Origin of the sequence: Mucilaginibacter sp. UR6-1, assembly GCF_020880975.1 — a bacterium.
GTDB lineage: Bacteria > Bacteroidota > Bacteroidia > Sphingobacteriales > Sphingobacteriaceae > Mucilaginibacter.
On sequence record NZ_JAJIWP010000003.1, the window covers coordinates 117592 to 133261 of the forward strand.

The window sequence follows — 15670 nt, forward strand, 5'->3', positions numbered from 1 at the left end:
TTTTAATCGGCAACTTTTGGGCAAAAGATATTGACGTGATAAACGAAAGTATCAGTAAAAAATAACCGGTTTTAGTAAAACTGCACATCGCTTTTATGAAGTAAGAGAACATCGTTATTGCCAAAATGAACAACGATGTTCCTGACAAATTTTGACCCTTTCTGTTATTATGCTACAACAATCCTTTTAGTTAAGGTATAACCATCCGTAATATTTCCGGTAATTGAATCAGCCATATTCCTGCTCAGGCTATCGGCAAATATACTATCCTGGGTATTGGAGGTATCCGGCGCGCCGTTATAATCGTTTGTAGCATAAACTGCTGTATAAGCGGAAACCGGAAAAGCGATTTGCGTAACCAGTAGCGAGTTGCCACCGGGCGTTAACACCTCAACATGTATATGCGGTGCCCTGCCCCGATACCAACCCGGGAATATACTAATGAAAGATACCTGCCCATTATTATCGGTAGTTTGCCTTCCGCGCAGGTAATTGGCACCCGTTTGCGTGTTGTATTGAGAGTATAACCCATCCTTATCGCATTGCCACACATCTACTAATACATTAGCAAGCGGTGTGCAACTATTGCTTTGATCCTGAATAGTTAAATTCATTAAAAGAGGGATACCTGTTCTGTCGCCAATTATACTTGCACGTACATATTCGGCAGGCGTTCTTATAGGGAAAGGGCCTTGTGTTTCGGCTGGCGAAAGCGCACAATCGCCAGCATTGCCTGTATCTATCATGTCCGAATTATTGCCCTCACGGCCTTTAGAACACGATGAAACAGCCATTGGCAATACTGCCATAGCACCCAAGCCTAAAAGGCTTTTCTTTAAAAAATGGTTTCTGTCCATATTTGATTTTTATCTGTAAAAGATAGCCTGCTCTGTAAAAGCTGGCCAATTCGCTGGCCTGTTTTTATCGGAGTTTAATTATTTATAAAAATTGATATATACAGTATTACGGGTTTACCGCGAATGTAACCGTGCTGTTTCCGGTACCCAATGCCGCCTGGAGTGCGGATGGATTGTCTACCCGGCCAATCCTGGTGTAACTATAGGATGTTGAGAACCCCTTGTAGAACAGCACCAACGTATTTGAGCCGTAAAGCATAATATCTCCGTTGTTTATGGTGCCAGGATTTGAGGCGTTAGCAGGAAGGCTTTCGGCAAAATCAAAATATTTCTCGTTATTATTCAAATCCTGCATATTGATCGTTAACGGAAGCCGGCCAAGAAACGCCCTGGCTGTAGCATTATTAGCCAGTGTTGCGTTATAGGTTTGGCCACCCGCGGTGATGGTGATCCTTCCGGCAGGAACATTGGGTTCGGTGCCGCTATTTTCCGTATCGGTGTCAGTATTCATATCATCTCCGTTTTTGCTGCACGAGGTAAAGGCGCTGTTTAACATAAAGGCAAAAAAAAGTAATGGTATTATCTTTTTCATAATACAAAATTACTTGATCACCGGCCGCTGATATAAAGATATTCAAACATAAGGTTAAGGGTTTCAAACATTAACCTTATGTTGTGGGTTGGCTATTAACGACTTTATTCCGCTGGATTTTTAATGAAGGTATAACTAATTTTATAGCATGAGGTCTGTCATGATAACATCATTGTTAATGATGAATGGAGCGCTTAATGCCAATTAGTTTTCTTCAATAATTTTTAAATCCCACGGGCCGATCTCAAAACTGCTGTTCGTTGCAATATCTTTATCTGAAAGTAATTCCCTGCCTGTTTTACGGAAATACTTAACTGCTTTTGGTGTTGCTGAATAATTAAAATAAAAATGGACCTGTTTGCCTTTTTCATTCATGCCGGATTTGCTGATCAGCGGGAATTTCAGGTCACTATCCCTGCTGATCTGTGCCTTTTTCACAGCGTCATCAATAATTTTACTTACCAAACTCTGTGAAGGCATAAACCCTATATACGTTGCCTTACCCTTGCCAAACTGGTTCTCTGTTATGGCTGCGTACTTACCCCATACCGGATGCTTGTAATATGCCAAAACCTTAGCTGTTGTAGGCGTAATCAGTTCTATCCACTGCCTGGCTTGCGCATCTTCTTCGGTAATATCAAAACTGCTGCTTCGTACCCCAACGTTCTTTGGTATCGTAAACTGGTCGTATCCTATACCACAGGCTTCCGCAATTACACCCGGTTGTCGTGTACTACGTACTTTAACGTTCTCATCTGAAAATCCGCTCCGAAAGGAGTAGATAATGTGGCCACCGTTTTTAACATAGTTATTTAGCCGGCGCAACAAGCTATCCGGTGCGGCATATAAGGCCGGCACCACGATCAGTTTATACTTTTCAAGATGTTTACTTGATGGGTCAACCAGGTCAGTTCCTACATTCATTCGATAAAAGGCGTCATAAAAAGACCTTAGAATGTCGTTGTAGGACATCCCCTGGCTAAAGTTAGAAAAGGCAGTCAGGGCTTCATTACTAAAAAGAATTGCAACCTCATTATTTTTCTTCAGATTAATCAGGTGTGGGCTCAGGCGTTCAAATTCTTTCCCGATGACCTTTGCTTCGTTATACGTTGCATTAGGCGAAAAATCATGGCTTAACAAACCCTTCCAGTACGTTTCCGCTGAATTGTGAATAGAGTGCCAGTGCCAGTATTCAACCATATTTGCCCCGGAAGCTAAATGGCTGAAAGCCTGTAAACGCAATTGTCCGGGATATGGAACCCACTCCGGAAAACCCTGCGCCTCGGTTTCCAGCACTAAATAGTTTTTACCACCTTTCATTGAACGTGTCATATCTCCCCCGAACGATATTTCTACCCCGGTCAACTCATCTTGGGAGGGATGATAAATGTCTATCCCGGCAACATCCAGTGGTGCGGCCGCTGCAAAGTGGTCAACCTCTGGTTGAACGCCAAAAGAATGACCTTTCCATCCAAGGTCAAAATTTTGGGTGGTAAACTGTTCGGGGCGTTTGTACTCTGCAACAATATTGTTTTGCCAGGCTAAAAAATCAGTAACCAGTTTACGCTGGAACTTTGCGAACTCGGCAGCCATACTGGCATTGATGGTTCCGTTTGTTGATGGAAACTCGTCCCAGCTATTGATCCTGTTGCTCCAGTAATCAAGGCCCCATATTTTGTTAAGCGTATCAAGCGATTGGAATTTTTGTTTGCAATACAACACAAACAATTTCTGAACGTTAGGCCCGGCAGTTCCATAAGCTTTGGTCTCGTTATCCAATTGGTATCCTATTACAGCAGGATGATCTTTAACATGTTCCAGTAATTTACGAATTATACGCTCAGCCGCTTTCAGGTAATGTTCGTTGGTAATATCCATATTCTGCCTTGTACCGTAGCCAACCTGCCCGCGAGATGTAGTAACCAGCACATCCGGATGCTTTGCTGCCAGCCAGGCTGGTATAGCATAGGTTGGTGTACCAATAATTACCTTTATACCGGCATGATTCATGGCCTGCAATACGCGATCGATATGGGTAAAATTAAATTCCCCCTCCCGCGGTTCCAAAGTGCTCCAGGTGGATTCAGCTATCCGAACCACGTTAATCCCCGCTGCTTTCATCATCGCTACGTCTTTATCCAGGCGTTCAGCAGGCATATACTCATCATAATATGCTACACCGTACAATAACTTGCCGGTACTGAATTTTTGTGCTGATACAGGCTTAACGTTAAAGACGAAAAACAAATAAATGCAGGTAAATAATTTAAAATAATTCATGAGGCTTAATTTTCGGAATTAAATATCAAGGTCTTTTTCTATCAAACGCACTCGTTAAAACGTGCAGTCTTCTATTACTACAGCATTCAGTACCGCCACGTCCAAGTAAAGTGTTTACGGAACGCGGAGGTAATAGTGATCACGCCATTCTTTCGAATAACTAACCCCTAAATGCCGTAGGCGTTGTTGCTGTCAGTTTTTTAAAGTAATTATTAAAATAGGTAGGGTATTCAAAACCCAGGCTAAAAGCAATTTCGGCTGTACTCCAATTTGTATGCTTCAATAATGCTTTTGCTTCAGTAATAATCCGCTCTGCAATGTGTGCCGTAGTAGGCCTCCCGGTAACTTCTTTTACAGATCTGTTAAGGTGATTTACATGTATTGCCAGGCTTCCGGCAAAATCTGCAGCGTTACGAAGTTTTAATGGATTTTGTGGCGATTCGATTGGAAACTGACGCTCCAGTAGTTCCAAAAATAGTGCAGTTACCCTCGATGAGGCGTTTTTGTGTTTTGTATAGCTTGCGGATGGCTCCATCTGCAGCGCCTCATGGATAATCAAGTTGATATGACTGCGGATCAGATCGCTTTTATAAATATAATCAGTATGGTAAGCAGTAATGATCTTTTCAAAAATATCAGTGATCGATTTTCCCTGTTCTTCATTCAACTTAAATATCGGGGTACCTCCGATTTTAAACAGCGGAGACTGCTGTAGGCTTTCTGAATTGTTATTTGTTTTTAAAAATTCTTCGGTAAACAGTGCTGAATATGCTTTCTCTTTTTCAATATCTTCCCATGAATACGGAATGTGCGGTGTTCCAAAAAACAAAGTGAGTCCATCGAGTTCAATTCCTCGGTCTGCATATTCAATTATGCATTTACCACGATACAGGCATACTTTATAAAAATCCTTTCTGCTGTATGTTCTAACCACGCTATCTGTTTCATCAGAACAGGATGCATTGAAACCATAACTCTTAGTAATGTGCTCTGTTTTAATTGCTTGTTCCATTCTTTTAATCTGGTTTGACATAAATCAAAGCTAAGAAAATCAAATAAAAATTCAATTTAGACAGAAATTATCTCACAGTTAACCTGAAGCATAAAGGGATTATCATTATCACAAAAGTATGTTGATCATAAACGTTTTGCTAAGTGGATGATTCGGTTTGATTTGCTTAATGATTGTACAGGCCTTTGGATATTATCTCATAAAAGGCAGGTAAAAAACCTGCCTTTTGAATTTATATTTAGAAGGTATACCTGGCACCCAACTGCATTTGCCACCTCGAAGCCAACGGATCAACCGAATAAGGTTTACCCGGATCAACAAACTGGTATAGCGGATACCCTTGCGACGACCGTGCCGGTATATAGGGTACCAGGCCTACGCTTGAGGTAGAGTTATAGGTATTGGGTGAGAAATATACCCTGCCCCAGTTTTTATTGATCAGATTGGTAAAGTTCATGATGTCTAAACTTATGGTAAAGGTGTGTTGTATAGCGGTGCTTTTTTGATTGTCAAAATTAATGTCCTGTGCAAAGTGAAAGTCGGCGTTATTGTTCCACGGCGTTCGGGCAGCATTACGCTCGGTGAAGCCGCCCCGGCGTGAATTCAGGTAGTCATTGCCATCAATAAAACGGTCGAAGGCCTCAGCTTGCTGCTGGGCGGTCTGTGTTGGCGTGGCGGCAAAAAAGTTGATGGTTTCGCCTTTAGCCGGGATGTAAGCCAGGCCGATTTGCTGCGGGGTGTTTTGCGGGGTATAGTTCACAAAACCATAAGTGAACGGGCTACCTGATTGCGCGGTAACAAACAGCCCGAAGTTGCTCACCCACATTTTATTCCAGGCCTTACGGTAGTTGGCACTGATCACGATGCGGTTACGGATATCGAAATTGGAATTGGCCAGTTGCGGGTCATTCGGGTTCAGCGCCTGGTTCAGTTGCCAATTGGATTCAAACGAGTTACGGATACCGTTCGAGATATCTTTTGACCGGCCGTAGGTGTAGGCGGCGCTAAAACCAAAACCATTATCAAAGTTTTTTGAAACCTGCCCGGTAATACTGTAGCGATAGCCCTGTGAGGTATTGCTCATTTCGTAAGCGTTCGCAAATTGCGGGTTACGTGAATTCTGGCCCGGAAATATGGGTTGTTTGCGTTGCGTAGCCGCCGTATCATAGGCAAAATAAGTAGGGTTATCGGTTATATTTACTTGTTTAAAAATAACGTCTTTAATGGTTTTGGTGTAGATACCCTCCAGGCTGTATTTAAAGCCATTTTTATCCCTGTAATCCAACGCTAAGCTTCCGCGCAATACTTTGGGCATGGTAAAATCATTAGCGATCACATCTACCTGTGTTTTACCTGCATTTACATCATTGGTGATCTGTCCGTTTTGGCCGGCAAAGCCGCCTATGCCGGTACCGGGCTGATGTTTAAGCGGATCGCCGACAAATACATAGGGCGGATTACCGTTCGTTCGCTGATCGTAAGCACCAAAGGTGTTGCCGTTATTATAGAAAGCATACCCCAGCCAGGCGAAAGGTATACGTGAAGTAAACATACCCAGGCCGCCGCGTAATACCAGGCTTTGATCGCCACGGGCATCAAAACGGAAACCAGCCCTTGGGGATACCTGTACTTTGCCCAGGTAATTCCCGCTTATCTGGTTCAAAGGTGTGTAAGTATAAGTTGTTCCAAAATAAGGATCGGTAAATGCGTTGCGCGTTTTATCGCTCAATATCTGTTTGGTAGGTATGTCCTGGTAGTCAAACCTGATACCCGGTGTAAACCTGAACCTGTCAGTAATTTGTATCTCATCCTGAACATAAGCGCTATAAAAGTTCACATTAAAGTTTGCACCCGGGTTGGCCAGCAAATAATCCCGGTTGTTATTGGTGTAGCTGTAACTGCCCTGTACCCGTTGCGGGTTATTGTTCAGAAAATCGTCGATACTTTGATAAGTCACCCTGCCGTTCCAGGCATTTACAAAGCCATAGTTGATCTTGTATAACTCGTTGTGTGTACCGGCGGTTAGTGTATGTTTACCCAAATTCCACACCAGGTTATCGGTAATCTCGATGGTGCTTTGTTTCATGTTAAATATCGACGCCTCCCGGTCTGTACCGAAAAAAATGGTACTGCCCGGTGTGCGGCCAACGATCTGTACCTGCGGAAAAGACGGATCCCCGGTCGGTGTCCGGTAATCATGGATATGGCTGTAACCTACCACCGCGCTGTTCGAAAAATTATTATTGAACCTGGTTTTCAGTTCGGCCACGGTGGAGTTTTGGTTGTTGTTTTGTTTATAGGCAATGCTGCCGAAACGGAAATTTAACTGGTCGCGCTCCATATTGATGGCATCAGACCGGATATAGTTATTGCGAATGGCCAGTTGATTCTTGTCATTGATGTTCCAGTCTAACCGGTTAAAAAATTTGATCGAGTTAGACGTTGCGTTGTACAATCCTGCCGTTCCGGGATCGAATCCATAGTTTTGAATGGAATAATCGCTGATTTTTTGCGCATCAGCAGCGCTGAGGATGCCTGATGACCCCGGGCTGCCGGCCACCTGCAATACCGGGTCGCGCCGGCGGGTGATCTCTTCATTGGTGAAAAAGAAAAGTTTATTTTTTATCAATGGAAAACCCAGTCTGAAACCCGTTTGATAATCGTAAAAGGAGGATGGTAGTTTCCTGTTCAGCTCCGTACCGGTATGATCAGGCCCCACTAATGAAGCGTTACGCCCGAAACCATAAACTGACCCATGCACCGTATTGGTGCCCGAACGGGTAACCGCGTTCACGCTGCCGCCCGTAAAATTACCGATCTTAACATCATAAGGGGCCAGGTAAACCTGTATGTCCTCAATGGCATCGAGTGACACCGGGTTGGTACGGGTTGATGAACCCGGCATGCCCGAGGCGCCGGTTTGCCCGCCGGCCGAGGGGCTGAAGCCAATCGCGTCATTGTTGATCGCGCCATCGATGGTTACGTTGTTATACCTGAAGTTGGTACCTGCAAAAGAGTTATCTTTCGATCCCTGCGGAACAAGCTTGGTGATATCGGTAATGCTCCGGCTGATAGTGGGTTGGTTTTTGATCTGGTCACGTGAAATGTTTTGCCCCGTTCCATAATTATTAGCCTTTGGGCCGGTTTTTTGTGCTTTTATTACCACCTCGCTTAGCGTTTTGGTATTGTCGCTCAGTGCAAAGTTGATCGTCAGGGCTTCACCCAGGCTGATCTTCTCAACGGGTCGTGTTTCGGTATTCATTCCCAAAAATTTTGCCTCAATTAAGTATGGGCCGCCTACGCGTAAGCCAGGCAGGTTAAACCGCCCGTCAGCCCCGGTAGATGTAGCATAGCGGGTACCCGATGCTGTATGTACCGCGGTAACCGTAGCGCCTGGTAAGGTTTGACCGGATGCATCTGTAACCCGGCCGCGAAGCCCGGCGCTTGTTTCCTGGGCACTGGCATGGGTTGCAAAAAACAATACCAGCACGCTAAAAAAAAGCAAAACAAGGGTATTAAAGGTAAATTTCCTTTTCATTGTAGTATTTGTTAAAGTACCGGTAACAGTACTGCGTGATTGTAATGATCTATAATAAATTAAAGCACGAAAGCCTGGTCTACGATGTGTAAAACGCCGTTATTGGCTATAATATCCGGCCGAATGATATGCGTGGGTGCTATATTTCCCCGGGTCACTATGGACATGCCGTCAGCACGCACATAAAACAGTTCATTAAAAAATGCATACCCGCCCCTGAAATTAGCGGTGAACTTAACGTCGCGGCTGATATACTGATCAAGCCAGTTGTTCAGCTTAGCCGGATCTTCATTATAAATATCCGCTACGGAATTATATCCCATTTTACGCCAGGCCTCATTATCAGGTGCAAATACGGTGAACGGGCGGCCGTCAGTTGATAAAGTGGTCAGTTGCGTATCATTTCCGGTATGTTTAAGTACCGCCGCATAAAGTGAAAGGCTGGGGGTATTGGCAATGGTTTCATAAAGGTTGCCTTTTGGTACCAATGGCAGGCGCTCCAACTCATGTACTACCCCATCATTCAGGCTGATGCTTCCCTGCGATGCCACCGGTATGCCGTTAAAAAAAATACCGTAGTAATTTTTGGTAATGGTGGGTCGGTAATTAGTGTTAAGGCTGGTAACTTCCTGGCTATAAAAGCCAAGTAAACTGGTGCTGCTGAGCTTACCATTAACAATACTGTATTTCAGCAGCGCCGAAAGATCAGCAGTATCATATTTTTCGATGGCAACCAGGTTTAGTCCTGCATGGATAAAAGCACTGTCAACCGGTACAAAAACGGTGAACGGGCCATCGTTGCTGAAAGTGGCTGCATTATATAAACCGGCGCGCTTTAAGGCGGCGCGATACAAACCGAAATGCTTACCGGTATCTATATACTGAAAAAGAGTTGGTGTAGCCTTATTGAAATTTTCAGGGTCGTTTTTTTTACAGCCCGATAATAGGGCTAATAACAGGCATAAGCCCCCGGTAAAAAAGGTAAATAATTTATGACTTGGGTAAGTACGAAACATGGTTTTCATATTTGCTGTTTATGGGATGAGTACCCTGTTAATAATATGAACAACGCCATTGCCGCAGGGCAAATTCACGTTAATGGTTGTCGGGCTGTAGGTAACAGGCACGTATATCTGCGCAGGTATGCCGTTAGCGCCGCCGGCAATAAAGTTGATGGCTTTAAAACCGCCCTGCAGGCCACCAATGTTCATTTCGCCGCCGCTTAGCATGGTAATGGCCTTTGTACCATTGTTACTCAGGTTAAAAAAATCATTATCAAAATAACGGCCTTTGATGATGTGGTATCTTAACAAAGCAGCAAGCCTGGCGGGCTGGGCATGAACAATGCTATCCAGAGTACTAATTCCCAGGTTGAGGCCCAGTTGAGCAGATTGCTGGAAGGCCAGGTTTGAAGGCGCCAGCAAGGTATAAACATCGTTACCGTTAAGTAAGGTGGTGCTCAATCCGGATCGTTCAAGCGCCGCATTAAAAAGTGTTACCGAAGTATCGGCCCGAAGATACCCCGTGACCTTTGAATATACTTCCGGGTTCATCATTTGCGGCAGCACTTGTACCGTTCCGTTAGATGCCGGATTGTCCGTGCTGATGATCTGCACACCGTTTACCGTGATCACGGTATCGGTACCATTCAGGTATTTACTTATATAAATGTTACCACCACTGCGTGTCTTAAATGCTTTGTTATCCGTTAGCGGTAGTTTTTTAAGTTCCAGTTTTTCATTAACAATGCCGTAACTCATCAGGTTGGTAAGCTGGCTGTTGCTGTAAAACGACAAACGCGACTGCTCGGTGATACTAACAGATGCAAAGGCATTGTTATTAGGTACGAAAAAGGTATAAGGTCCTTTTTCGGCCAGTATGCTGTTTAAACGAACGTTGTTTACTGCGGCATTGGCCATGCTGAAGTTAAAATTATCGTTCAGTACGAACTTTATGGTATTGCCATCTTCCGAAGCGGCTTGTGCGTTTATCGCGTCGTCTTTCTGGCAGCCAGTAATGGCCGCTAAACCCATCATCATGATGAGCAGCAGATGCATCCCGGAAATATTGAGTAGGTGTACTTTTTTCATAGGAATTATTTTACGGCCGGGTAAAAGAGTTGATCTATTTTAATAAGGGTACCGTTAGACAGGTTGCGGTTAATAGCAGGTGTACTGCCGGCTGCATCATGCGGTATGCGTAATATAGGCTGGCTGCTGTCGTCCGTCCATTTTACATAGGCATCGTTACCCGATGCAGAGAACGCCAGCGGTGTGCTATACTTTAACTCTACGCTTTCTAAAGATCCGCCCGGGCCGAAATATGTATTGTAAAATCCATTGTTAATAGCCGGGTTAAGCAGGTCGCTGTAAAATATCCGGACAGTGGCAGACAGGTTGCCGCTTCTGTACAGCGTATGTCGTTTAAGCACACTATCCAGTTTAGAATAAATAAAAAAAGTAAAGGTGTCGAGGTCATAACCCACATATCCGCTTGTAGCAAACTGCCTGATATCATCTACCGTATTAAACCCGGCATCGCGAAATGCTTTATTGGTTGGCGCAAGGATGGTAGGCATAAATGAACCTGTGTTTTTAAGCATGTTGATATCGGTGATACTGTTATCATCATAACCCAAACCAGCCTGGCGAACGCTATCGCCGATCAGGATCGCTTCATAATAAAGGCTTAAATCCGGGTCTGATTTGATGGCATCCAGCAAAGTGCGGTTATCAAAGGGGCGGATTAATCCGGAAACAGGGTAGATATACCCATTAGATGCTTTGATGATTGTTTTGGGCGTGCCTTTATTATCACCGTTTAAATAAACTGAACCGCTCATCCGGGCGTATAGCTGGGTGATCCGGATAGTAGTGCCGCCATTGGCAGTAGGTATGGTATCCTGCCTCAATGTATTGAGCCCTACACTGGTAATCGTATTTTCAAGCGCAGCCCTGTCAACAGCCGCTACTACAATGTACTGGGTAATTAATTTTTGCAGATCCTTTACAGGCATACTGCTGATTGACTGGGTGGTTATACCCGCGGCGTTAAATGCCGAGTCGGTAGGTGCAAAAATGGTGTAGCCTGTATTTGCACTTAGTTGCCCGGCTAATGCAAGGCGGTTAAACGCCTGGTTGAACAGCAGAAGATTTTTTTCCCCGGCCAATACGTCAGCCAGTTCCTTTTCCTCGTACCGGATAGATACCGACGTGGGAATAATAGCTTCTATTGATTTGGTACAGCCTGGTAATATGGCCAGGCAGCCAATAAGCATGATGATGTTAATATATATGGTTTGTAATTTCATGATGAACTTCTTTATTGCTTTAATGCATAATCAGGAGTGATGAGCAGATTATTTATCCCGTGCACAACGCCGTTAAATGCCAGTTGATCAGAAGAGGTAAATTGTACGGTATTCGGGAAATAAAACGGGTCAACCTTATCGGGCAGTAGCTGAAAGCTAAAATTGTAATAGTCAATTTGCAGCAGGTAATCACTCCCTCTTACACCTTTAGGCCCTATGCCGGTTAAAGGCGCATCGTCCAGGTCAGATCTGAAAAAGAACTTTCCGGGTATCACATAAGGCGCAAACAGGAATTTTTTATAGGTCAGCGTATCAAGTGTAGCCAGGGTACTTTCGTCAATGCCATTTTGCATGAAAACCTCATTGTCGGGTGCCAGTACAACAAAAAGGCCTGCCTTATCCAACTGGTCAAATAACCCGAATTGCTTTAGCGCCTGTACAAACAAACTGTAATCGGGATTATTGTTCAATATTGATTTAACAGATGCGGCCGGAGCGGTTAAGACCTTTTCCAGCACATGTATTACCCCGTTAGATGCCACCACATCAGTTTTTTTTGCGGTAATGCCGTTAACGTGGAGCAGTTGTGGCCTTGTCCGGTTCGGGTCAGGCAGGGTTACAGAAAAGTAAACCGGTTGTGCTGTAAGCGCGGTAAATCGATAGTCTACCGTTTGCGGTATTTTGTTATAAGGTAAGGCTCCCTTAATAATGTGATAGCCGATGATCTTTCGGAGCGATGCTGTATCAACAGATGAAACAGTTTTCGGCGTAATACCTGCAAGTGCGAAAGCGTCATCATCCGGTACTAAAAGCGTATACGCTTCGGTACCGTTAAGCATTTTATCCATTCCCAGTCGCTTTATTACCTGGTAAAAAATGCTGAAGCTGTAATTGTTTTCCAGTAGCGTTAACAGCGGTCTTTGAGCCACCGTGGGTTCCGGCTGGGTGTCATAATCCTTAATGCACGAAGCAAGCAATAACAATACAGAAAACAGCAGCGGTGTAATGATATATTTTTTGAGTTTCATGGCTTTTAATTTTGTGGGGCGTGGTCAATCCCCCGTTTTATCTGCATCAGGTAAACACGGTTATACACCATTTCGAAAATATTGACCGTGCTGTATACCTTAAATTGATTGTTGCTGTTGATCACCAGGTTTAAGTTTGGCGTAGTATGCGGATTGCGGAAGGTGTAATTGTTGAATACAGCAGGATCACTCCAGCAATTAAGTTTAAAACCTGTAGGCGTTGTAACAGGCAGATCGGCATCCAGCATGTTAAAACTAATGTATGGCATTGTTCCTGTGTTCTGGTTCGCTACTGATACTATCGGGGAGTACGTACGTAAAACACCCTGATAAAAAAAGGCGCTCTGCGGTAGCATCGGTAATGGCAGATACGATATGGACTGATCGAATTTGGAACTAAGCGTAGTATAATAGGTATTATCATAACCCTCCAGCGGGTGATAATATGATCCTGCTGAGCTTGATGCGGCATCGTTAAAAATATTATAAGTACTGTTGATGCGTACCTTATCCGGGAAGAAAAAGGCGGTGCCGTACTTGCTCTGTTCGGGCCTTTTTCCGGACAGGTTAATGAAACCGGCATACAATTTATTTTCGTCGAAGGCTTTGTGGATAAATTCCTCTTTGCGGACGTATAGCCCATATTTACCGTTATCCAGATCACGCGATACTACTTCAAGGGTATATACTTCACCTTTTTCAAGGTTGATGGTGGTATCTACCAGGATGCTTGCGCGCTGCACGCTACCGAGATCTCTGAAGGGCGTGTTGCTCTGCGGCCGTACCACAAACATGATACGGTGCTTTCCGGATGAGATCTGCGCCCATGACGAGAGATCAAAACCGTTGATAACAGGCGCCGTTAATACATGTGCATTGCCCGGATACTCGTAATTTTGCGGATAGCCTAACGGCGGGTTAGGCTGGCCTGACTCGTTAAGCGTACCATTGCCTGTTGAACTGTTACCGGCATTGATAGGGTAGGAGATACTATATAACTGCCTTGTTCCCAGGTAATCGCCAATGATGCCTGCATTGTTGGGCACTCCGTCGGCATCAAGCTCAGGGTCCATCAGGAAGGTAAGGAACGGCGGTGTTTGCTGATTATTCAAAAAATCTACCGTAAAGGTGAGATTGTTGAACACCCTGATATAAGAAGCATCCTCCACCTGCGGCTTAAGCTCGTATTTTTTGCATGATGAAAACGCTGCGCTCAGCAAAAAAGGCAGTAAAAAAATTAATTGACTTATTTTCATTTTCTTTTACTTGTTATGTTTAATTACCATGAGCTTCGCTCCGTTTACTGAACCGGCCATTCGCCCCACCAGGGCCACGGTATAAATGCCCGTTTCAGGGCTTTTAAATTGCGGGAATGAGTATAGATTACTATTGGCGATGAAGGCCTGGTTTGCCTGTATGGGTAAAACACCTTGTTCAACACTACCCGGCACTTCTGCCTGGGGGGCTGGTTTGGAGCGAAAAACACGTATCAGGCTGGGCAAATACGCTTTCTCAGTATTACCAAAAGGCACTCCGGTAGATGCTGGTGAATAGTTAGGTAGCGAATAGATAACAGAAGCATTGCGTAAAGGCAATGCGCCCGGCTTCATGTTAACATAGGCGCTGAAATACCTGATCGAATCCTGCAAATTCGGGCCTATGGCAGGCAGCAGCAACTGATGGTCATTGGTAAATGTCGCAAAAGGCACATCGGCACACAGGTTAATAAAACGGGATTGCAAAGCATAAGGGTATTGAATGAGCCTTGCTGCGCCATTGGTGCCATCGTCCGGCACAATGGGCCCGTTGGGATGATAGGTGCTACTGTACAAAGTCCCGGTCATATCATTGGGTTGAAATACCAGTTCCGGTTTCCCTTCTCCGTTATTGTATAACCATATCGTGTAGTTGTCATAAGGGTAAAGTGTCAGGTCAGCCTCCGCAAGCAAACTGCCGCCCTCATCTCTGGCAACAATGTGGTGTTTGCCCTGTACGTAAATCTGATAGTCGGCCTGGTATGCTTTTGTACCGGCTGCTTGGCCTATGTACGGATATGTACCTCCCAATGCTTTGCCGTCCACACTAACGGAGATGGTTTTCCCGGGAAGCGCGTTTATCGCTTGCATACGGGCGAATGTGTTGTTTACGCCGGGATTAGATTCGGTAAGTACCCGGTAAGAATTAGCGTATATTATGGGCGGTAATATTTTGGCACAATCGCTATATAAAGCATGCCGGTTCTCCGAAATCATAATGGTATATACCCCGCCCGGCTTAAAGGTGCGTACCCTGGGGTTGATGCCCTGCTGTGGGTGAAAGGAAGGGTTGCATGGGTCGTAGTAAGGAGTTGTAGGAACATCCGCCAGTTGCTTGGTTACATCAATATTACCCCCGCTTGCTACAAATAACTTAAACTGGTAAGCACCATAGGGTAATTCAATATAACCGGAGGATGCTCCCGGCGCTATATTACTCAATCGCTGATCCACCACGCTGCCATCTGCATAGGTCAGCGTTACCGGGCCGTCCAGTTCCAGTTGGTTGCCAAATGCCTGGCTACCATAGTTGATAACGCGTATCTTAAAGTTCTGACTGGCTGCCGGCTGCGTATTGTTCCGTTCCACTACACGCAAATGGCCGTTTGCCATCAGGTAATAGTCCCTGGGGTTTTCAACATTGTTAACAATAGTGGTATCCAGTGTACCAATGATAAAATGGGCCTTGCCATTTTTATCAAGCAGGTTGTTTGGCAAAACGAAGGGCGCCCCATCCTCGCCGCTTAACCATTTTCCTGATGGAAACAAGGAAAGGCCGATGTCGGTACTTCCCTGGTTCTGGCCATTGTTTTGCCGGGCCGTGAGGGGGATGTTGTTAACTGTCACATCTGTTGATGTTGCCAAATTGAACAAACGTATTGCCGAAGCCGAATTATTGCCAACTTCAGTTTGTAGGGGTGTATTGTCCAGCTTTTCCTTTTTGCAGGCACTCAGGCAAGCCACGATGCCTAACAGAAAAAGAAAGCTGCCGGATATGATCGGAGATTTTTGTTTCAT

General features: G+C 44.7%; 11 protein-coding genes. All 11 read right to left on the reverse strand.

What is annotated here, in order from left to right; genetic code table 11:
• Positions 1–167: 167 nt before the first annotated feature.
• The 11 genes from LJ707_RS10960 to LJ707_RS11010 all read right to left on the reverse strand — a co-directional run bounded on the left by LJ707_RS10960 (position 168) and on the right by LJ707_RS11010 (position 15670).
• Positions 168–857 carry a hypothetical protein gene (locus LJ707_RS10960; RefSeq protein WP_228950875.1) on the reverse strand — a complete coding sequence of 230 codons (690 nt, stop codon included), beginning with the start codon at positions 855–857 and terminating at the stop codon, positions 168–170.
• A 106-nt stretch (positions 858–963) separates the two neighbouring features.
• Positions 964–1449 (reverse strand): cyclophilin-like fold protein, encoded by a 486-nt coding sequence (locus tag LJ707_RS10965; RefSeq protein WP_228950876.1) that lies wholly within the window; start codon positions 1447–1449, stop codon positions 964–966.
• Between the two features lie 204 nt (positions 1450–1653).
• Positions 1654–3729, reverse strand: coding sequence for a beta-galactosidase (locus LJ707_RS10970; protein WP_228950877.1), 2076 nt, complete (start codon positions 3727–3729; stop codon positions 1654–1656).
• A gap of 160 nt (positions 3730–3889) precedes the next feature.
• The gene (locus tag LJ707_RS10975; protein ID WP_228950878.1) at positions 3890–4741 is read right to left on the reverse strand and encodes an AraC family transcriptional regulator; all 852 of its coding nucleotides are present in this window, start codon (positions 4739–4741) and stop codon (positions 3890–3892) included.
• Positions 4742–4979: 238 nt separating this feature from the next.
• A complete protein-coding gene (locus tag LJ707_RS10980) occupies positions 4980–8279 on the reverse strand; it encodes a TonB-dependent receptor (RefSeq protein ID WP_228950879.1) in 3300 nt (1099 codons plus the stop codon).
• 59 nt (positions 8280–8338) lie between these two features.
• The gene (locus LJ707_RS10985) at positions 8339–9304 is read right to left on the reverse strand and encodes a fasciclin domain-containing protein (protein WP_228950880.1); all 966 of its coding nucleotides are present in this window, start codon (positions 9302–9304) and stop codon (positions 8339–8341) included.
• Between the two features lie 9 nt (positions 9305–9313).
• On the reverse strand, positions 9314–10369 hold the full coding sequence (locus tag LJ707_RS10990) for a fasciclin domain-containing protein (RefSeq protein WP_228950881.1): 1056 nt from the start codon (positions 10367–10369) through the stop codon (positions 9314–9316).
• Positions 10370–10374: 5 nt separating this feature from the next.
• Positions 10375–11589: a fasciclin domain-containing protein gene (locus tag LJ707_RS10995; RefSeq protein WP_228950882.1), complete on the reverse strand. Its 1215-nt coding sequence runs from the start codon at positions 11587–11589 to the stop codon at positions 10375–10377.
• A gap of 11 nt (positions 11590–11600) precedes the next feature.
• Positions 11601–12617 carry a fasciclin domain-containing protein gene (locus LJ707_RS11000; protein WP_228950883.1) on the reverse strand — a complete coding sequence of 339 codons (1017 nt, stop codon included), beginning with the start codon at positions 12615–12617 and terminating at the stop codon, positions 11601–11603.
• 5 nt (positions 12618–12622) lie between these two features.
• On the reverse strand, positions 12623–13873 hold the full coding sequence (locus LJ707_RS11005) for a hypothetical protein (protein ID WP_228950884.1): 1251 nt from the start codon (positions 13871–13873) through the stop codon (positions 12623–12625).
• A 6-nt stretch (positions 13874–13879) separates the two neighbouring features.
• The gene (locus LJ707_RS11010) at positions 13880–15670 is read right to left on the reverse strand and encodes a hypothetical protein (protein WP_228950885.1); all 1791 of its coding nucleotides are present in this window, start codon (positions 15668–15670) and stop codon (positions 13880–13882) included.

What these genes read in the sequence shown, in the direction of transcription:
- LJ707_RS10985 (WP_228950880.1), bottom strand. Translation starts at nt 9,304, where the DNA reads ATGAAAACCATGTTTCGTACTTACCCAAGTCATAAATTATTTACCTTT.
- LJ707_RS10970 (WP_228950877.1), bottom strand. Translation starts at nt 3,729, where the DNA reads ATGAATTATTTTAAATTATTTACCTGCATTTATTTGTTTTTCGTCTTT.
- LJ707_RS11000 (WP_228950883.1), bottom strand. Translation starts at nt 12,617, where the DNA reads ATGAAACTCAAAAAATATATCATTACACCGCTGCTGTTTTCTGTATTG.
- LJ707_RS10960 (WP_228950875.1), bottom strand. Translation starts at nt 857, where the DNA reads ATGGACAGAAACCATTTTTTAAAGAAAAGCCTTTTAGGCTTGGGTGCT.
- LJ707_RS11005 (WP_228950884.1), bottom strand. Translation starts at nt 13,873, where the DNA reads ATGAAAATAAGTCAATTAATTTTTTTACTGCCTTTTTTGCTGAGCGCA.
- LJ707_RS10995 (WP_228950882.1), bottom strand. Translation starts at nt 11,589, where the DNA reads ATGAAATTACAAACCATATATATTAACATCATCATGCTTATTGGCTGC.
- LJ707_RS10990 (WP_228950881.1), bottom strand. Translation starts at nt 10,369, where the DNA reads ATGAAAAAAGTACACCTACTCAATATTTCCGGGATGCATCTGCTGCTC.
- LJ707_RS10980 (WP_228950879.1), bottom strand. Translation starts at nt 8,279, where the DNA reads ATGAAAAGGAAATTTACCTTTAATACCCTTGTTTTGCTTTTTTTTAGC.
- LJ707_RS10965 (WP_228950876.1), bottom strand. Translation starts at nt 1,449, where the DNA reads ATGAAAAAGATAATACCATTACTTTTTTTTGCCTTTATGTTAAACAGC.
- LJ707_RS11010 (WP_228950885.1), bottom strand. Translation starts at nt 15,670, where the DNA reads ATGAAACAAAAATCTCCGATCATATCCGGCAGCTTTCTTTTTCTGTTA.
- LJ707_RS10975 (WP_228950878.1), bottom strand. Translation starts at nt 4,741, where the DNA reads ATGGAACAAGCAATTAAAACAGAGCACATTACTAAGAGTTATGGTTTC.